Annotated in this window: 18 protein-coding genes; 6 read left to right on the top strand and 12 right to left on the bottom strand. The window is 57.5% G+C overall.

What is annotated here, in order from left to right; translation table 11 throughout:
* Nucleotides 1–84: 84 nt before the first annotated feature.
* A complete protein-coding gene (locus tag ACWJ62_RS08695) occupies nt 85–1,119 on the top strand; it encodes a histone deacetylase family protein (protein WP_449285823.1) in 1,035 nt (344 codons plus the stop codon).
* On the opposite strand, the gene rlmE is transcribed toward ACWJ62_RS08695, so the two are convergent.
* On the bottom strand, nt 1,120–1,740 hold the full coding sequence (rlmE, locus tag ACWJ62_RS08690) for a 23S rRNA (uridine(2552)-2'-O)-methyltransferase RlmE (RefSeq protein ID WP_014578767.1): 621 nt from the start codon (nt 1,738–1,740) through the stop codon (nt 1,120–1,122).
* Nucleotides 1,741–1,896: 156 nt separating this feature from the next.
* Between rlmE and ACWJ62_RS08685 the strand changes: the two genes are divergently transcribed.
* A complete protein-coding gene (locus tag ACWJ62_RS08685; RefSeq protein ID WP_449285822.1) occupies nt 1,897–2,625 on the top strand; it encodes a TrmH family RNA methyltransferase in 729 nt (242 codons plus the stop codon).
* A 116-nt stretch (nt 2,626–2,741) separates the two neighbouring features.
* On the top strand, nt 2,742–3,410 hold the full coding sequence (locus tag ACWJ62_RS08680; protein ID WP_449286164.1) for a transglutaminase-like domain-containing protein: 669 nt from the start codon (nt 2,742–2,744) through the stop codon (nt 3,408–3,410).
* Nucleotides 3,411–3,430: 20 nt separating this feature from the next.
* On the opposite strand, the gene ACWJ62_RS08675 is transcribed toward ACWJ62_RS08680, so the two are convergent.
* The 3 genes from ACWJ62_RS08675 to ahpF form a co-directional block, all read right to left on the bottom strand.
* Nucleotides 3,431–4,561, bottom strand: coding sequence for an ABC transporter substrate-binding protein (locus ACWJ62_RS08675; RefSeq protein WP_449285821.1), 1,131 nt, complete (start codon nt 4,559–4,561; stop codon nt 3,431–3,433).
* 102 nt (nt 4,562–4,663) lie between these two features.
* Nucleotides 4,664–5,434 carry a hypothetical protein gene (locus ACWJ62_RS08670; protein WP_449285820.1) on the bottom strand — a complete coding sequence of 257 codons (771 nt, stop codon included), beginning with the start codon at nt 5,432–5,434 and terminating at the stop codon, nt 4,664–4,666.
* A gap of 175 nt (nt 5,435–5,609) precedes the next feature.
* Nucleotides 5,610–7,196 (bottom strand): alkyl hydroperoxide reductase subunit F, encoded by a 1,587-nt coding sequence (gene ahpF, locus ACWJ62_RS08665; RefSeq protein WP_449285819.1) that lies wholly within the window; start codon nt 7,194–7,196, stop codon nt 5,610–5,612.
* A 259-nt stretch (nt 7,197–7,455) separates the two neighbouring features.
* On the opposite strand from ahpF, the gene ACWJ62_RS08660 reads away from it, so the two are divergent.
* Both ACWJ62_RS08660 and ACWJ62_RS08655 read left to right on the top strand, forming a co-directional pair.
* On the top strand, nt 7,456–8,211 hold the full coding sequence (locus ACWJ62_RS08660) for a DUF3581 domain-containing protein (protein WP_449285818.1): 756 nt from the start codon (nt 7,456–7,458) through the stop codon (nt 8,209–8,211).
* Nucleotides 8,192–8,668, top strand: a complete 477-nt coding sequence (locus ACWJ62_RS08655) for a redoxin family protein (RefSeq protein ID WP_449285817.1) — start codon at nt 8,192–8,194, stop codon at nt 8,666–8,668. Before ACWJ62_RS08660 ends, ACWJ62_RS08655 begins: the two co-directional genes overlap by 20 nt.
* Before the next feature lie 76 nt (nt 8,669–8,744).
* On the opposite strand, the gene ahpC is transcribed toward ACWJ62_RS08655, so the two are convergent.
* From ahpC to ACWJ62_RS08625, 6 genes are all read right to left on the bottom strand, one after another.
* Nucleotides 8,745–9,308: an alkyl hydroperoxide reductase subunit C gene (gene ahpC / locus ACWJ62_RS08650; protein WP_227519241.1), complete on the bottom strand. Its 564-nt coding sequence runs from the start codon at nt 9,306–9,308 to the stop codon at nt 8,745–8,747.
* 165 nt (nt 9,309–9,473) lie between these two features.
* Nucleotides 9,474–10,691 (bottom strand): BCCT family transporter, encoded by a 1,218-nt coding sequence (locus tag ACWJ62_RS08645; RefSeq protein ID WP_449285816.1) that lies wholly within the window; start codon nt 10,689–10,691, stop codon nt 9,474–9,476.
* Between the two features lie 210 nt (nt 10,692–10,901).
* Nucleotides 10,902–12,587, bottom strand: a complete 1,686-nt coding sequence (betA, locus tag ACWJ62_RS08640; RefSeq protein ID WP_449285815.1) for a choline dehydrogenase — start codon at nt 12,585–12,587, stop codon at nt 10,902–10,904.
* Nucleotides 12,588–12,614: 27 nt separating this feature from the next.
* The gene (betB, locus tag ACWJ62_RS08635) at nt 12,615–14,084 is read right to left on the bottom strand and encodes a betaine-aldehyde dehydrogenase (RefSeq protein WP_449285814.1); all 1,470 of its coding nucleotides are present in this window, start codon (nt 14,082–14,084) and stop codon (nt 12,615–12,617) included.
* Between the two features lie 63 nt (nt 14,085–14,147).
* A complete protein-coding gene (gene betI, locus ACWJ62_RS08630) occupies nt 14,148–14,741 on the bottom strand; it encodes a transcriptional regulator BetI (protein WP_449285813.1) in 594 nt (197 codons plus the stop codon).
* A gap of 194 nt (nt 14,742–14,935) precedes the next feature.
* Complete coding sequence (locus tag ACWJ62_RS08625; RefSeq protein ID WP_449285812.1) at nt 14,936–15,148, bottom strand: acetyltransferase; 213 nt, start codon at nt 15,146–15,148, stop codon at nt 14,936–14,938.
* A gap of 213 nt (nt 15,149–15,361) precedes the next feature.
* Between ACWJ62_RS08625 and ACWJ62_RS08620 the strand changes: the two genes are divergently transcribed.
* Complete coding sequence (locus tag ACWJ62_RS08620) at nt 15,362–17,983, top strand: EAL domain-containing protein (protein ID WP_449285811.1); 2,622 nt, start codon at nt 15,362–15,364, stop codon at nt 17,981–17,983.
* Between the two features lie 36 nt (nt 17,984–18,019).
* On the opposite strand, the gene ACWJ62_RS08615 is transcribed toward ACWJ62_RS08620, so the two are convergent.
* Nucleotides 18,020–18,481: a methyltransferase family protein gene (locus ACWJ62_RS08615; RefSeq protein ID WP_449285810.1), complete on the bottom strand. Its 462-nt coding sequence runs from the start codon at nt 18,479–18,481 to the stop codon at nt 18,020–18,022.
* Between the two features lie 6 nt (nt 18,482–18,487).
* Nucleotides 18,488–19,261 (bottom strand): CLCA_X family protein, encoded by a 774-nt coding sequence (locus ACWJ62_RS08610; RefSeq protein WP_449285809.1) that lies wholly within the window; start codon nt 19,259–19,261, stop codon nt 18,488–18,490.
* Nucleotides 19,262–19,353: the final 92 nt, after the last annotated feature.

Below are 19,353 nucleotides of genomic sequence, written 5' to 3'. Positions count from 1 at the left end.
CAGCCTGCCACAATCAGGGCCTTTGAGCCATCAAGCTCCCTGTGCCAAAGTGCTCACGTCATTCAGCAAGGACCACCCAAGACCATGAAAACCGTATTCTCTCCCCTGCACAGCCGCCGACATGTCAAAACCGAACTGGATGGCGGACTGCTGATCGAGCCCCACGAGAAGCCTTCCCGTGCCGAAACCATCCTGGCACGGGTGAAGGACCAGGCCATTGGAGAAATTCTGGAACCGGAAGAATTTGGTCTGGAGCCTGTCAAACGGGTGCACACAGCCGATTACGTGGCGTTCCTGGAAACCTGCTGGGGGGAATGGCTCGCTGCCGGCAAACCGGGCGAAGCCATCCCGGCAGTCTGGGCCGGGCGTGGCATGCGCCATCGGCTGCCCAAAGACATCGACGGCCGTCTGGGCTACTACAGCTTTGCAGCGGAGACGTCGATCTCGGATGGCACCTGGGAAGCCGCCCGGGCATCCGCCAATGTGGCCCTGACCGCCCAGAAACTGGTTGCCGAAGGCGAGCGCGCCGCCTTTGCCCTGTGCCGGCCGCCCGGACATCATGCCCACGCCGATCTGTTCGGCGGTTACTGTTTCTTCAACAATGCCGCGATCGTGGCCCAGGCCTTTCGTGACCAGGGCTATGACAAGGTCGCCGTGCTGGATGTGGACTTCCACCACGGCAACGGCACCCAGGCGATCTTCTACGATCGCAACGACGTGCTGACCATCAGCCTGCATGGCGATCCGGACCTGGTATTTCCCCATTTTCTGGGCTTTGAAGATGAAACTGGCGAGGGCGCCGGAAAAGGCTACAACCTGAATATGGTCTATCCGCCCAACACGCCCTACAGCGTCTGGAGTCAGGGGTTGGAGAAGGCCTGCGAGCGGATAAAGGCATTCCAACCGGACGCCCTGGTGGTTGCCCTGGGTGTCGACACCTTCGAAGAAGACCCGATTTCGTTCTTCAAACTGACCTCCGGCGACTACCTGACCCTGGGCCAGCGTCTTGCCCGGCTTGGACTGCCGACGGTCTTTACCATGGAAGGCGGCTACGACGTCGACGCCATCGGCGTCAATGCGGTGAACGTCATGCAGGGGTTCGACCGGGCTGCAGCTTGATCAGCCCTTGAAGCCCTTGCCAAGGATGTAGACTTCCCGGGAGCGGGAACGGGAGGAATCCGGCTTGCGCACCACAACCTTGTCGAATACGGCGCGCACGGATTTCAGGTACTCGTCGTATCCTTCGCCCTGAAACACCTTGGCCAGGAAGCTGCCCTTGGGCTTGAGCACCTGGCTTGCCATGTCCAGGGCCAGTTCCACCAGATACATGGACGAGGCCTGATCGGCAACGGTCACGCCGCTGATGTTCGGGGCCATGTCGGAAATCACCACGTCTACCGGGTCATCGCCCAGGGTGGCCATGATCGACTCGAACACGTCATTCTCGGTGAAATCACCCTGGATGAAATCCACACCGGCAATGGCATCCATGGGGAGAATGTCCGAGGCAATGACACGGCCCTTGTGGCCCACCAGTTTGGCCGCCACCTGTGACCAGCCACCGGGCGCCGAGCCCAGATCCACAACCACCATATTGGGATGGATCAGCCGGTCCTTCTTGTTGATTTCAAGGAGCTTGTAACTGGCGCGGGAGCGGTAGCCATCCACCTGCGCCTGTTTCACGAAGGGGTCGTTGACGTGCTCTTCAAGCCAGCGGTTACTGCTTTTGGATCGGGCCATGGGGTCTCTTCACAACGGGAAAGCCGAGCCGTAATTGTACGTGCCGCGCCGGGCGGCGGCAAAATCCTGACAACCGGGACGGCCACACGTACAATCCTGCCTGCATTTTGTGATTTTTCAGAACCCACCAAGCCCACCTGACGGGAGACCGCCCTCGTGAATCTGGCCGACATCAAAAAACTGCACCAGAAAAAGTACCGGCAGTCGTTTGGCCACTACCTCGTGGAGGGCGAGCACCTGATTCTTGAGCTGCAAAAAGCAGCCGCCCGCCAACCCGCGCTGGGGGCCTCGGAGCTTTACGTCACCGGCGCCTATGAGCACTGGCAAAGCCCGTTCAAGAGCTATGTCATCACCGATCGACAGATGGCACAGCTTGCCGATACCCGAACCCCACAGGGAATCCTGGCGGTGGTTCCCATCCCCGAACGCTCGACGGAACCCGTGCCCGGCGAAAAAGCAATCTATCTGCACGAGGTTCAGGACCCCGGGAACCTGGGCACGATATTGCGCACGCTCGCCTGGTTTGGCGGTTTCCGGTGTCTGTTGAGCCCCGGCAGTGTGGACCCCTTCAATCCGAAGGTGGTGCGTGCCAGCATGGGCGCGCTCTTTCACGTCCCGCTTGAAACCGACGTTGATCTGGCCAGCCTTCCCGACCGATACCAGAGCCTTGCCTGCCTCGACCTCAATGGCGGGTCAATGGCCTCACCGGCCTTCCGCCAGCACAACTGTTATCTGTTTGGTAACGAGGCCCGGGGTGTGCCACGCGAAGCTCTCGACCAACTTCAGGCAGTGCCCTACAGCATTCAGGGCCAGGGGCAGATCGAATCCCTGAACCTGGCCTCGGCGGTTAACATGTGCACCTACGAATTAATGCGAGACCAGTAAACTGCAAATCTCATGCTATGAGCACTTTCCCCAATCGTTCTGGCGGATACCGCCATTGCCTGTGCATCGACAATTGAGCACGATCAGATTCTGATCCCGAGACCGGACTGATGACTATGGAACGCTATCTCCAGCCCACCGCCTTTTTTGACTATGACCATCCCCGGCTGCAGGCCTGGATCGAGTCACAGCTGGAGGGTGTTCCTGATGAGCCGGTGGAACAGATCAAGGCGCTCTATCTCGCTGTTCGTGACAGCATCAGCTACAACCCCTACGTATTCCGGACCGATGCCAACACGTTCAGTGCCAGTTACGCCCTCGAAAACGGCGAGACCTACTGCATCCCGAAGGCGGTTCTGCTGGGCGCCGCCGCGCGATCCATTGGCGTTCCAAGCCGGCTGGGTCTGGCCGATGTGCGCAACCATCTCTCAAGCCCGAAACTGATCGAATGGCTGCAGTCGGACATTTTCCGGATGCACGGGTTTATCGAGCTGCACCTGAACGGCCAATGGGTCAAGGCGACGCCGGCGTTCAATCGCCAACTGTGCGAGCTGATGAAGGTGGAGCCGCTGGAATTTGATGGGGTGCACGATTCCATGTTCCAGGAGTTCACCGAGGACGGCCACGCGCATATGGAGTATGTGAACGACCATGGCCTGTTCGACGACGTGCCCCACGAGTTCATCGTCTCCGGTGTCCGGGCAGCCTACAGTCATCTCTTTGCGGACGAGGAGGAACCTGAAATGCCCGAGGGGAGCCTTGAGCAGGATATATCGAGGCCCTAGAGTCTGCTCTGATTCAGGAACTAGTCTCTACCCTGCAGCGCCCTCGCCATTGCATCCAATAGGGCATCAGGATTGGGCACGGGCTTCGCGATCCCTGTCTCATCGACGCGGCTGAACTGCCGGAAATCAACAGCGCTCCAATCTTCCGGATCCATAATACGTTGCACCCGGTCTACATTTTCCCGGGTTGCAGGTTCCAGCTGGTATCTGAAAACATAGTCCGGCGACATATCACCGAAATCCCGGCCATGGTGGTAGTCGTGCAGCAGGAGCAAGGCAAGTCCACCGCCCATAAAATGTCGGCCCAGGCTGACCAGCAACTCACCCTGCCGGATTTTTTCCAGAGCCTCTGGTTCCCAGTCGATGCCGCCCACCAACAGATCTTTCCCCGGATCCCGGCCGGCATTTCGGGCGGCTTCGATGGCGCCCAGTGCCATGCCATCGCTTGCGCTCCAGATGGAGACAGTATTCGGATAGCGTTCGAGCAGGACTTCTGTTTTTTCCCGGGCCAGCTCACGGCTCCAATTCGCATACACAAGCTGCAGGAGTTCACTGCGCTGCTGGACGGCGGCCGCCAGCAACCCCCGGTTCCGATCCTTGGCGGCAGAGGAATCCAGTGTTCCCGAGAGGGCCACCATGGGAAGAGTGGACTGCAAGGCGAGACCCAATTGTTCGGCTTGTTTGCCCAGCAGCGTTACCAGTACACGACCAGCGGCAATATTGTCCGGCGAAAGGTGGCCGAGCCAGCTCGGCAAGACGGTTCGGGGCATCCCAATGCTGGCTCGGGCGGCGTCAGGCACATCAGTATTGAAGGTGAACGTCTTTACACCGGCCCCATCCGCGAGCCTGAGCATGGATTCGGTGACATGCTCCTTGCACATGAACAGCAGGTAGTCCGGCTTCTCTTCACGGCTCAACACCTCCTTTGCCATGCGAAGATAGCTGAATCGATGACTTTCCCGATCGTATTGAACCTCCAGGTCAACCTCGAGATCCTCCGCCACCGCCTCCATGAAACCGGCCACCAGTTGCCAGAAACGGGAGTCGTCCGGGGACAGAAAAACAACGCTGGGCCTGGTGCCGGCGTCTGCCAAAGGACCTGTGAACAGGAGCAGGAAACTGATCAGCAAGCGGGCTGAAAAGGACTTCATGTAATGAATCACCCTCTGGACTATCTGGCGGCGTTGGCTTTTACGGGGCCTAAGCTACCGAGCTGTCGTGTAACAGACAAGCGCGGATCCGTAACCAATGTCTCAGTTCAGGAGGGAATGTTCAGCGGCCGGAGCGGGGTCTTCAAACTCGACATACAGCTGGCCGGCCAATTGCTCGTAAAGACCGGCCTCTTTGAGTCCCTTCATTTGAGCCGAGAGTTTGCTCAGGAATTGCCGGTTTGCTTCAGTGTTATGGCAGGTTAGCCGATCGTAACTTTCAAGAAGGGGCGTCTTCGGATCGTAGCTGAGCTGGTCCATGAAAGGCCGGACGTCCGGAACCGCAGCAATCATGGCGCCGAATCGCTGGTGCTCGAGCATGGCCAGGTTCTGGGCATCGCTCTTGGACCAGATCACATTAACGTCGTAGCCCTCCAACGCTCCGTCCAGATAGGTCTCATGACCAATGACCGCACCCACGGTTTGCCCCTCCAGTTGCGACAGGGAACTGATGGGATCTTCCTCTTGCGGGGTAAACAGGTAATAGGTGAATTTGCCGAGTGGAAAACTGGCGATAACCGCATCTTCGCCCAGCCGCCGCTCCAGGACCTCGGTAAAGGAATAGATGCAGTCTGCGCCATGCTGCTCGAACACCATCATGGCCCGTTTGTAGGGAAAGAACTGCTCGGTCACAGTCACATCAAGGTTTTCCAGGGCCCTTTGCAGGATTTTCTGGTAAACACCGTCCCGGTTTTCGGTCAGCAGACTGGTGATATCCGGAACCGCGATCCGTACCACCGGATCCGCCACTGCAGGCGCACTCAGTATGATTGCGGCAAACAGGAGTATCCGGAATGCAGAGAGGTAGCGTTTCATGACTCGCGCATCAGTCCATGACGACAAATAAGTGACTATTTTTCATACAGGTTCCGCAGTATGGCAATGTCGTTTTCTATACGCCAGAAAAACCTTGTTAAATATGGGGGTTTGAACAAAAAAGGCACCGGATAGCTCCGGTGCCTTTCTCTCTCATCAGGCGGCATCCAGTCGATTACGCCGCTTCGTCCTCGCTCTCGTCCACAGAGTTGCGGATCAGGAAGTCAAAGGCGCTAAGAGCAGCTTTGGAACCTTCACCCATGGAGATCACAATCTGCTTGAAAGGCACGGTCGTCGCGTCACCCGCTGCAAAAACGCCCGGAATGGAGGTTTCATTGCGGTCGTTGACGATGATCTCGCCGTGCTGGCTCAGTTCGATGTCACCCTTCAACCATTCGGTGTTGGGCACCAGGCCAATCTGAACAAACACACCTTCCAGGGAGATGTGATGCTGCTCACCGGAGGTCCGATCGGTGTAATTCAGGCCGTTGACCTTGCCATTTTCCCCAGTAATCTCGGTGGTCTGTCCGGAAGTGACAATTTCCACGTTCTTCAGGCTGCGAAGTTTCTTCTGCAACACCTCATCAGCGCGCATCTCGGCACCGAACTCGATCAGGGTTACATGGCCCACGATACCGGCCAGGTCGATGGCTGCCTCGACACCGGAGTTACCGCCGCCGATCACCGCCACGCGCTTGCCCTTGAACAGAGGGCCATCGCAGTGCGGGCAGTAGGCCACACCCTTGTTGCGATACTCTTCCTCTCCCGGAACGCCCATCTGGCGCCAGCGGGCACCGGTGGACAGAACCAGGCTGCGTGCCTTGAGCGTGGCACCGTTTTCCAGCCGCACCTGGTGGGGCATGCCCGGGCGTGAGGCCGGGATCAGCTTCTCAGCGCGCTGCATGTTCATGATATCCACGTCGTATTCCTTGACGTTCTGCTCCATGGCCGCCACCAGTTTCGGGCCCTCGGTGTAGGGTACGGAAATCAGGTTCTCAATGCCCATGGTGTCCGCCACCTGGCCACCGAAACGCTCGGCCGCGATGCCGGTGGAAATGCCCTTCCGCGCAGCGTAGATGGCAGCAGAAGCGCCAGCCGGGCCGCCACCAATGATCAGGACTTCAAAGGCCTCTTTCTGATTGATTTTCTCGGCGTCTTTCTCGCTGGAGCTGGTGTCCAGCTTGGCGACAATTTCTTCCAGGGTCATACGGCCCTGGCCCCAGGGCTCACCGTTCATGTAGACGCTGGGAACTGCCATCACTTCGCGCTGCTCCACTTCATCCTGGAACAGGGCCCCATCGATAGAGGTGTTCTTGATGTTCGGGTTCAGCACGCTCATCAGGTTCAGGGCCTGAACCACGTCCGGGCAGTTCTGGCAGGACAGGGAGAAATAGGTTTCGAACTCGAATCGACCTTCCAGAGACTGTATTTGCTCAATTACATCCTGGGATGCCTTGGACGGATGACCACCCACCTGCAGCAATGCCAGTACCAGCGAGGTAAATTCGTGGCCCATGGGAATGCCAGCAAAGCGAACGCCAATGTCAGTTCCTACACGATTGATAGCAAAGGATGGACGGCGCACATCATTGGATTCCTCGGTGCGCAGGCTGATCTTGGAAGACATGGGCTCCAGTTCTTCCAGCAACTCACGAAGTTCCTGGGATTTCTTGCCGTCGTCATAGGCTGCGACCAGCTCAATCGGCTGCTGCAGCTTGTCCATGTAGGCTTTCAGCTGTTCCTTGATGTTGGCATCCAACATAGTCTGACTTCTCCTTTAAATTTCGAAACTAAGTGTTTGAATTAAATACGGTGATTAACTTGAGTTGGTGCAAAGATACGGCCCTGCAACCCAATGCTCAAATTAATTGACCCAAACTGTTTGATAGGGCTTTGCTATGCCTTCAGACTCACCGCTGCTCGGAGCTTGACCAATAGCTCATATCCACCGAAAGCCTGCCGCAGTATGATGTTGTCATATCGTCGCAACATCATTCTCTGGTACCCAGAATAGGCAACGCATGTTTCTAGACCGTTTCCACTCCGTCCAGGACGGACACGTCGTAATTTCCGCCCTACAGGCAAGCCAGTTCGCCAAGGAAATCGCGGGGGATTTCAATCCCATCCATGATCCGGATGCCCGCCGTTTCTGCGTTCCCGGCGACCTGCTTTTTGCCATCGTGCTGGCGCGCTTCGGGCTGTCGGAAAACATGACCTTCCGGTTCCGCAGCCTGCTCGGAGAGAATGTACCACTCAAGTTCGTTGAAACCGGGGACACGATTGAAGTCTGCGACGATGCCGGCAAAGTCTATATCGAGGTGGTTCGCAGTGGCGCGACCACCGACGACGAACAGCTGATCGAGACCATTTCCCGCGCCTATGTGGCCGCCTCCGGAAAAAACTTCCCCCATACTCTTAAACCGTTAATGGAGTCGAACGGGGTGATGTTCAATCCCGACCGGCCCATGGTGATGTACGAGAGCATGAGCCTGGCCCTGGATAACCTGGATCTGCCCTCCCCCGGTCTGGAATTGCACAACGCCACGCTCGAGGCAGCCGGCAAGCGCGGGAACGTTCTTCTGGAATACCGCCTGACCGCAAACAACAAACCGGTGGGCGAAGTGACAAAACGGCTCGTATTAAGTGGCTTGCGGCCCTATTGCGCAGAGGCGATGGCAGGCGTGATTGAAGAGTTCTATCGCCTCAAGGCCCGTGGCGCCGACTATTTCAACGAGGACAACAGTGGAGACCACAGCAATGCCAATTCAGCCCGGTGACACCCTGCCAGACATCGAACTTCAGGTAATGGGCGAGAAAGGCCCCGAGAAAGTCCGCACCAGCGAACTCTTTGCCGGCAAGAAAGCCGTCCTGTTTGCCGTACCGGGTGCTTTTACCCCAACCTGTTCAGCCGCCCATTTACCCGGCTTTGTGGTAAATGCCGACAAACTGCGCGCCAAAGGCGTGGACAGCATCGTCTGCACATCGGTCAACGATGCCTTCGTAATGGACGCCTGGGGCAAGGCCCATAATGCCGAAGAGATCGTCATGCTGGCCGATGGCGTGGCAGAGTTCGCCAAGGCTCTGGATCTGACTCAGGATCGGACCGCGAACGGTATGGGTATTCGCAGCCAGCGCTACGCCATGATCGTGAACGACGGTAAGGTTGAGCTGCTGAATATCGATGCCCAGGGATTGGACCAGACCAGCGCCGAAAGCATTCTCGAGGCCCTCTGAGCCTCACTTTTCGCCAGACACAAAAAACCCCGGAAATTCCGGGGTTTTTCGTTCATAAGCTTTCCGGAAGGAGAGCTTAGATCTTGCCAACCAGGTCCAGAGACGGAGCCAGTGTTTCTTCGCCTTCTTTCCACTTGGCCGGGCAGACTTCACCCGGGTGCTTGCGCACGTATTGGGCAGCCTTGACCTTGTCCATCAGGTAGTCGGCGTCACGACCAACGCCTTCGGCGCTGATTTCAACAGACTGAATGATGCCATCCGGATCGATCAGGAAGGTAGCCCGATCTGCCAGGCCCTGGCCTTCACGCATCACACCGAAGTTGTTGGTGATGGTGCCGGTCTGGTCTCCTACCATGTAGTACTGGATCTTGCCGATAGTCTCGGAATTGTCGTGCCACGCCTTATGGGTAAAGTGGGTGTCAGTGGACACGGAGAATACTTCAACGCCCAGCTTCTGCAGCTCCTCGTACTTGTCTGCAACGTCGCCCAGCTCGGTGGGGCATACGAAAGTGAAGTCGGCCGGGTAGAAGAAAAATACCGCCCACTTGCCTTTCACGTCGGCTTCGCTGATCTCGACGAACTCGCCGTTTTTGAAGGCGGTGGCGTTGAACGGTTTGATCTCGCTGTTAATGATGCCCATTAAAAAACTCCTTGTTGGTGGATTCATAGGTTAATGAATTGATGGCGCACACAGTACGGATATCGGCGATGCGGATAAAATTGATAATTCCCAACCCAGAGATAGGCAAAACCTATCCCTGGCTTCCATCCGGGAATTTTCTTCCGCCACCCCATCTATGGGGCCTTAACCCGCCAGTTCAATCTTTCCGAAGTCCAGAATATTCTCTTTCGGTGACGCTTTAATGGCAGCCACTTCCGCCCGTTTCTTCGCCAGGATAAAGAACAAACAGCTGAAGTAAAGTGCAATCACCAGGGCGCCAACCCACTGAATTCGAAGGAAATCCAGCTGGAACAGCATGGTCAGGCCGACCATCGCCAGGAAATTGAACACCACATAGTTCACCCGGCCCAGGCGCTCGGCGGTGAGATTGAGGTTGTCTGTGTACAACCGGATCAGTGAATCCAGCGAGTTCACTACCATCAACACACCTACGGAGATCATGGCAAGGTTGGTAAACGCCGCAATCTGCAGGCCCTCAGCATGGTAGTGGTAAAGCACGGTAAACCACACACCAATGGCGATGGACGGTACCACCAGCATGGCAATCAGCAGCTGCCAGGTACGGATACCACTCACAAAGCGGGCCGTAAACTGGCCGATCATGATGCTCCAGGCAAACCACCAGAACAGGTAGAACTCGTGGTAGTCATTGATGGGCAGGGCAAACTGGTGGATGTTGGCGAAGTACTCGCCGATCAGTCCGGCGGTGCCAAAGAAATCCGCCGGTGAGCCCGCACCCATCACAAACGCCCGGAACCACATACCCACGATCAGGGCAATAAACAGCAGGCTCGAACCGAGGCTGAGGATGCGCACATACTTGATCTTGGAACTGGAGTAGACCGCCAGCGCAATCGCCGCAAACACGATGAAGTAGAACGCCGGCACCACGGACTCGCCATCACCCAACATGGGCAGATACCAGGGCAGATTCACCAGCAACAGATAAGCGGTGAACGCGCAGGTGCCGATGATCACCACGTTGTTCACAACCTTCACCAGTGGGATTTCAAAGAACTGCACCCGCGGCTCGATGATCGCGAAGTAAAAACAGGTCAGGAAATAAAACCCCCAGATCAGGAATGCCCAGAACCCGAACTCTATGGCCAGCGGGTTGGCAAAGCCGTACTCAGGGCTGGCAGACAGATCGCCGTAGCCACCGAACTCGGTCAGCGGGAACATGATCAGCCCCACATCCAGACCGGAGGTGAACAGGATGGCAATAAAGGTGAAAGTTCTGACCGGCGTTACGCCGATGCACTGGATGTCCCACCATTTGTACAGGATCAGCACAATGGCGGCGAAGGTGAAGATCAAACCTGCAGATAACCAGAGTGTCATAACGTCCTCCGGTTGCTTTGTTTCTTTGTAATGAACAGCATGGGTGTTCCTCCTCTACTTTGTAAGCGCTGCTTCTTTCGAATCGGACACAAACCCAGGACTTGCCTATCGGGCGCCCGAAAACGGCAGAACACCGTCGCGCTGATAGGGAAATCCTGAGGGCTTGCAAAACCCCGGGCGCGTTGCACGCCCGGGTGGGATGACGACGCGCTAAACCAGCGCGCGCTTTGCCTGTCCCGGTCGCTGACGTGTCTGCCACTGGTCGTCCATCACCACAGGCGCGTCAGAAGGTTGCAGGGGCTCCCTGCCCCGGATCAGGTCGGCTGCCCGCTCGGCCACCATGATGGTGGGCGAATTCAGGTTGCCGTTGGGTATGGTCGGGAAGATGGACGAATCCACTACCCTGAGATTTCGGATGCCGTGTACCCGCGTGTCCGGGTCCACCACGGCCAGCTCGTCGGTGCCCATCTTGCAGGAGCAGGACGGGTGATAGGCGCTCTCCACCGCCTGGCGGACAAAGGCATCGATTTCCTCGTCGGTCTGGACCTCGGCACCGGGCTGGATCTCCGCTCCCCGATACTCGTCCATGGCCGGCTGACTGATGATTTCCCGGGTCAGGCGAACACAGTCCCGGAAGCCCTCCCGGTCTGCCTCGTGCTGGAGATAGTTGAAGCGGATGGTCGGCGCCTGTTTCGGGTCGGCCGATTGCACATGCACAAAACCCCGACTTTTCGGCTTGTTGTGGCCAATGTGGAGCTGGAATCCGTCTCCGTTGAAAGCTTCTTTACCGTCGTAGCGCATGGCTGCCGGTAAGAAGTGATATTGCAGGTCGGGCCACTCGACGCCGGCCTTGGACCGGATAAAGCCACAGGACTCGAAGTGATTGGTGGCGCCCAGACCGTCCTTGCGCAGGATCCAGCGCACACCAATCTTGAGCTTGTTCCACCAATCCAGCTTGCCGTTGAGAGACACCGGCTGTTTGCAGCGGTACTGGAAGTAGAACTCAAGATGGTCCTGCAGGTTTTCACCGACACCGGGTAACTCGTGCTTTACCTCAATACCGGCCTGCTCCAGCACCTCGCGCTTGCCAATCCCCGACAGCTGGAGCAGATGCGGTGAGCCGATCGAACCGGCCGACAGTATGACCTCCTCGGCGGCCTTGGCCTCGTGTACCTTGCCACCCTGCTCGTAACGGACACCGGTGGCGGTCTTGCCATCCAGCAACACCTTGTGGACCAGGGCATGGGTGACCACAGTCAGGTTCGAGCGCCCCATCGCCGGGCGCAGGTAGGCGTTGGCGGTGGACCAGCGACGACCGTTCTTGACGGTCATGTGCATGGCGCCGAAACCTTCCTGCCGGTTTCCGTTGTAATCATCGGTCTCAAAATAACCGGCATCGGAACCCGCGTTGATAAACGCCTTGTAGAGCGGATTCTGCATGTTGTTGCCGTTATTCACACCGAGCGGGCCTTTATCGCCCCGGTAATCATCGGCGCCAAACGCCCAGGTTTCGGCCTTTTTGAAATACGGCAGCACGTTGCGGTAATGCCAGCCGGTGGCGCCCTCGAAATCCCATTCGTCAAAATCCCGGGCGTGGCCACGGACATACACCATCCCGTTGATGGAGGAGGAACCGCCCAGAACCTTGCCCCGGGGGCAGTGCATGCGGCGGTTGTCCAGGAACGGTTCCGGCTCGGTCTCGAACTGCCAGGCGTATTTCTTGGTGTTCATGGGAATGGACAGGGCGGTGGGCATCTGGATAAAGATGCTCTTGTCGCTGCCGCCGGTTTCCAGCAGCAGCACCCGGTGGCGCGCGTCCTCGGTCAGACGGTTGGCCAGTACACAACCGGCGGAACCCGCACCCACAATGATGTAGTCGTATCGGTTTTCTGTCATACGCGTTCTCCTGTGTCGAGTGCGGGCTTAAAACGGGGCGTCCAGATCCTGCATTCCGATATAAACGGACTTGATCTGGGTGTAGTGAGCGATGGTCTCGCGCCCGTTTTCCCGGCCAATACCGGAGAGCTTGTAGCCGCCCACCGGCATTTCCGCCGGGGAGGCACCGTAGCTGTTGATCCAGCAGATGCCGGCCTCGATCTGGTGAATCACGCGGTGAGCCCGGCGGATATCGTTGGTGAACACGCCAGCGGCCAGACCGGTATCGGTGTTGTTGGCCCGGGCAATTACCTCGTCTTCGTCGGAGAAGGTCAGTACCGACATCACCGGCCCGAAGATCTCTTCCTTCACGATGGTCATGTCATCGGTGCAGTCGGTGAAGATGGTGGGCTCAACGAAATAGCCCCCTTTCGAATCCTCCGGCTCAAAGGCCCGGCCACCGTGGCTGAGGGTGGCGCCTTCGGAAAGGCCTTTGGCGATGTAATCAAGCACCAGATCCCGGTGTTTTGCGGAGATGAGCGCGCCGAAATTGGTGTCCGGATTCATGGGGTCGCCAGGCTTGATATTGTTGCGGGTGCGTTCCAGCAGACGTTCGATAAAGCGCGGGTACAGATCTTCATGAACAAACACCCGGGTGCCGTTGGTGCAGATCTCACCCTGGGTGTAGAAGTTGCCCACCATGGCGGCAGAAATGGCGTTCTCGAGGTCCGCATCGTCAAAGATGATCAGCGGTGACTTCCCGCCCAGCTCCATGGTGACGTCCTTCAGGGTGGAGGATGCCGCTGCCATCACCTTCTTGCCGGTAGCAACTTCTCCCGTGAAGGAGACCTTGGCAATCTCGGGGTGGTGGGTCAGCCACTGGCCCACTTCGGCGGCGCCCTGCACCACGTTGAACACGCCCGCCGGCACGCCCGCTTCGGTAAAGATTTCCGCCAGCTTCACCGCACCCATCGGGGTTTCCTCGGAGGGTTTGAAAATCATGGCGTTGCCGCAGGCCAGAGCCGGCGCGGATTTCCAGCAGGCGATCTGGATCGGGTAGTTCCAGGCGCCTATGCCGGCGCAGATTCCCAGGGGCTCACGGCGGGTGTAGTAAAAATCACCGCCCAGGTCCTGCTGGTTACCTTCGATGGACGGCGCCAGGCCGGCAAAGAATTCAATCGCGTCGGTAGCGGTGACCACATCCACGGCTTCCGCCTCCTGCCAGGGCTTGCCGGTATCGCGTACTTCCGCTGCGGCCAGCTCATCATTGCGCTCCCTCAAGAGCGCGACCGCCCGCAACAGGATCCGGCTGCGTTCAATGGCAGTCATTGCCGACCACTCGGCAAAGCCGGCGCGGGCACTTTCGATGGCGGCCTGCTGAACGGACTCATCCGCCACCTCGACCTCATAGATAACCTGACCGGTGGCCGGATTCACCACGGGGAAGGTTTCGCCGGTGCTGTTGGCCAAGAAACGGCCATGGACGAAATTCTGAACAACAGGAAGAGATGCAGACATAGTTGGTAATTAACCTCGGTTCGGTGTCTTCAGGCCTTGTGGGCCGTTCGAATCTATCGCGGCTCAGGCGGTGGCCTGGGCCAGTGTCTCGTGGACAAATTTCTTGCAGAGCCGCTCGCCGGCCTCAAAACTTTCTAACGGGTCCAGGCTAAGCGCACTGCGCAGCCAGAACCCGTCGATCATTGCCGCGGTTTGCCGGGCGGCCTCAGTCGCTGCGCCAGGTTCAAGCGCCTGTGCGAAGGAATATCGCAGGTTGCTGTACAACCGGGCGTTGTTGATCTGCTGCAGCCGCTTGAGCCCCGGCTCATGCATCGACCGGGCCCAGAAGCTCAGCCAGGTCTTGGCCGCCAGCGCAGAGCGCTGAAACTCGGAAAAGTTCGACTCGATGATGCAATTGAGCCGCTGTTCCGGGGAGCGGTCGGTCTTGGCCATACGCTCCCGGAGTTCCTTGCCCAGTTGATCGAGCAGATAACGCAGGGCCGCTTCAATCAGACCCTGCTTGCCGCCGAAATAATGGCTGATAATCCCGGAGGACATGCCCGCCCGTTTGCTGATGCTCACAATCGTGGTGTTCTGCATTCCCAGCTCGGCAATCGAATGCATGGTAGCTTCAATCAGCTGCTGCTTGCGTGTGTCTTTAACCCCAACTTTTGGCATGGCGGCTTCGGTTACTCGTCTTGATTCCGGTGTTGAAAAGCAGCGTGAATTAGCCCTGCTTTTATTAATTGAACGTTCAATTAATAAAAAGGTTACAGAAGCCAAACGAGGAATTCAAACCTGTTTAAAAACGGACAAGCTGAGGACCACGCTAACGTGGCCCTCATCACTGATGCGGCAAGGGAAAGCGAATATCAGCTATGGCGCCGGTAGTCGGGGTCTGTCCAGCACATTGGCAGAGCTTCGCCGGAAGGAAAAGCCAACTCGGATTTGGAGTAGGGTTCAGGATCCTGCGCCTCCTCCCCGTAATGAAGACTGCCACTCACCTGCTGGATATGGGGATCAAACAGTGCCTGGGTGTCCAGTACCTCAATCAGGTGCCCGGTTGCTTTTTCAGCGACAAACATAGAGGCCTCCGTGGGAAAGGATTTATCCTTTCAACGTAGCAGATGGGGCGCAATCCAGACAGGCGCCCTGGGCCGTCGGTAGCACCAAAGAAACGGAACACAGCGCCTGGAAACTCGAAATATGAGACATTTCGCTACATTAAATATGGGTTCTCGGCTTTTCTAAGGGGGAAACATTGTTAAGCTGAACCGTACGATAAAAAGAAAAGCCTGATGGCGATAAAACGGGGTCTACTGTTCGTGATCCTCAACACTGCTCTGCGTATCCTTGTTCTGATCCTGGTTTCCTGCGCGTTCCAGTTTGCCCGTGCGGATGCCGGCCCGATTACACTCGCCCCTGACGAACCGATCGAAAGCCATTTCCAGTATTGGGAAGACACCAGTGCCGAAGCCACCCTGGAAGCTGTACGCGCCCTTCCCGCGTCGGCATGGCAGGCAAGACCCTCCAGCAAGGCCACCTTCGGCATCACAGATTCCGCCTACTGGTTGCGGCTTCAGGTGCGTAACCAGACAGAACATGATCAACTGCTGATCGCGGAGCTGGCCTACTCCCAGCTCGATGACGTAGTGTTCCACGAGCTCTCCGGAAACACTGTACTTCGCGAATACCAGACCGGCGACACCCGTCCTTTCTATCCAAGGGATGTAGACCATCCCAACATGCTGTTGAGATTCCAGGTAGCCCCGGACACCTTGAAAACACTCTACATTCGGGTCGCTACCCAGGGGACGATGGTCGTGCCGTTGCGGATATGGCAACAGAATGATTTTTACGAGGCCGCTGCCAACGAGCAGAAACTGCATTTCTTTTATTACGGCAGCCTGGCAGTCATCATTCTGATCAACCTGGCCGTGTTCCTGACACTTCGCGAAAAGCTATACCTGTACTACGCCCTGGCCATCTTCGGGTATTTCCTGTTCTTCGCCGCTCTCCGCGGCTACACGCTTCAGCATATCTATCCGGATGCACCAGCCCTTCACGCCCATCTGCTGATGCTCAGTATCCCCTTCCTGGCGATGTTCTCAATCCTGTTCTGCATGGAGTTCCTGAAAGTTCGCTCACACAGTCCGCGGCTTTACCGGGCCCTGCAAGCCATGCTGACTTTCGAACTCCTGTACTTCCTGAGCGCCCCGCTTTTGAACTACGACACCGGCATCCGGGTGGCGGCGGTCTCTGCGTTCGGGTTCTTCTCGCTGCTGCTGCTGGCAGGCCCTGTTGCCTGGGCTGCCGGTGTTCGTGCAGGGGTATTCTTCACGATTGCCTGGACACCTCTCACGGTGGGGGTATCGGCAACGGCAGGTCGGGCGCTCGGTCTGTTGCCAGAGAATTTCTTTACCGAATACGCCATGCAGATTGGCTCCGGACTTGAAGCCTTCATTCTGACCCTTGCCCTGGCGGACCGCCTGTACCGGGAAAGGGAGCAGAAGATCCAGGCCCAGGCCGACATCCTTCAGCAGCAGAAAGCCCGGAACCAGGCCCAGAACAAGCTAAACGAAGCGCTTACCCATGACCCCGTTACCGGCCTTCCCAACCGGAACCGGTTCGAATGGATGGTCGATGAGCAGCTGCAACAGCATCCCAATGGCCGCTACCTGGTGGGGGTGACCCGCGTAACCCAGTTAACAGAAATCAACCGGACCCTGGGCCTTGAGCGCAGCGAGCGCTTGCTAAAAGCGATGGCCGAACAGATGACAAGACTGGCAGCCGCACTGCCTATGGTGCACTCTGCCATCAATTCCGATGGTAAAGAGGAGCGTGTCTATCAGCTGTCCGGAGACAGCTTTGGCCTGCTGGTGGATGTCAGCAAAACCGGAGACGACTTCAGGTCGCTGGATAATGCTCTGAAGCAGCTGGCTGAACCGGTTTTGCTGGATAACATCGCCATCGAGCCCAATCCGCGGTTCGGCGCGGCCAGCTACCCGGAACACGGCAAAAAAGCGGCCCTGTTGATCCGCAATGCCCATGTCGGGATGGAAATGGCGCCCCTCGGCCCCTATCAAACCGGCCTGTATTCCAGGAAGAACGACATCTACGACGAAAGCCGACTGACGTTGATGTCAGACCTGCGAGAGGCGCTGCACAGAAACCAGACCCAACTCTACTATCAGCCCAAAATCAGCCTTCTGACAGGCAAGGTGGTGGGTGTTGAAGCCCTGATCCGCTGGCACCACCCGGATCGAGGCTGGGTGCCGCCGATTGAGTTTGTTCCGATGGCGGAGAAAACCGGTGTGATCAAACATCTGACACGATGGGTAGTGGATCAGGCTCTGAACGATCTGAAGGAACTCCATACCCTCGATCCGGCTCTGACCGTTTCTGTGAATATCTCTGCCCGGGATCTAAGCTCTCCAGAACTGATAGGCCTGTTCGAAACCCGCATAAAGCGATATCAGCTGCGAGCAGAACAGGTCATCGTCGAGCTCACCGAAACCGCGGCCATGGATGATCCCCACAGAGGCCTGAAAGCCCTGAACGAATTGACGGCTATCGGGCTTAAGCTCTCGATTGACGACTTTGGCGCCGGCTACTCGTCGCTCTCCTATCTCAAGAAACTGCCCGCCAGCGAAATCAAACTGGACCGGGCCCTGCTACAGGACATCGAGTCCAGCGAGGGCGCCAGGATGATTGTCGAAACCGCCATCAGGATGGGCCAGGGCCTGGGCTATCAGGTGGTGGCCGAGGGTATCGAAACCGAAAACTCGGCCCGCCTTCTGAACCAGTTGGGAGCAGAAATGCTCCAGGGCTACTGGATCTGCTCGCCGAAGTCGCTGGACGATCTCAAGACATGGCTGGAGGTTGAAAGCAAGGCTTCTAGCCTGGAACGGCTCCGTTAGTTGGGTTGCTCACGCGCACTGCCACTGAACTGCTGCTCATATCCAGCGGCGAACCTCGGCACTGTAGGTCGCATAGGTGGCACCAAATTTGTCCCGCATGAACCGCTCTTCCGGAACGATCTGGAAATGATTCATGTAGAGGACAAATGCTGGCAAGAAAAGCAGGGCCGGCAGGTTGCCAAGCCACAGCCCCCAGGCGCAAAGCACCAGCAGGAATCCCAGGTACATCGGGTTTCTGCTGTACCGATAGACACCAGAAACCACGAGACTTTCAGACTGCTCGGGAGCCCTGGGGTCTACCGTTGTGCCCGCCTTTCTGAACGCCGAGACACCAAGAACCGCGATCGCTATGCCCGTCAGTGCAACGCCGGACGCCAACCAGCCTGCCGCTGGAATGGCGATTGGGAAGTCTGGCGAAATCCGGGACAGAGCCCACATCCCAACCGCCACAATAGCAACAAGAACCACCGGCGGTAATTTCAGCTCAAGCGCTGTCACAAGCCATTACTCCTCTGCTGAACGGAGCGCCCGGCCAAGGGCGGTATAATAATTGTAAAAAGCGTTGTTGACGCGTTCGCGTTCCGCGCCCACCGGGTACAGACCCAGTTTTGCCTCTTCAGACTCCCGGGTTCCGCTCACCAGAAAAGCGTTCTTCACGTCGGCATCCTGCACAAACGCTTCAAACGCCCGGGCGCAAAGCTCTTCGGGCAAGCTGAAATATTGAGTCCCTGCCGCTTTGTCCGCCTTCACCGAGCGCCGGAAGAGTTCACTGGGCTCTGAACCTTTTTCGTCCAGAAGAATCGCCTTGAAGCAGGCCTGCAGTCGATCATTCAGCGGATGCCTGACCGCGTCGTCGCGGCCGAGCCAGAGTTTTGAAGCAAACTGGCCTCTCTGTGACTCGCCGAAAAGCTTCTCGCCAATGTAGTGATCGAAAGCGTGAAACCACTCGTGGGCTATGCTCCCGGGGCCGGCGTTCTTGGCCAGGGAGAAACTGCGGGTGGCAGGCGTGTAATGGGCCGACACGCCAGGCCGACCGCCAATGCCGTATTGCAAAGCCAGGGTTCCACGCAGGGAAACCAGCGACTCGGTCCCGCCAAGAATGGTCATCAGGTCGCACAGGGCATCGTAGAACAACGACGCACTGCGCTGTTTCTCCGGCTCTGTGACCCAGCGGCCAATCTCGATGGAACGGAACTGGAAACGACGTCGCACGTCGAGAAATGTTGCCTGCGCTCCGGCACGATGGTCCGGGCCCCGACGGTAAAAGGATTTAGCCATGGCGCTATTGTACGATGAAATCCCAGCCTGTCTTTCAGGCACCGGGAGAAACATTATTTGGCGAGATTGACCGGTTTTATGTGAATTATGAC

It is taken from the genome of Marinobacter sp. PE14 (assembly GCF_053566155.1).
The sequence above is the reverse complement of the archived record's forward strand: the minus strand, read 5'-3'. Positions and strand labels throughout refer to the sequence as shown.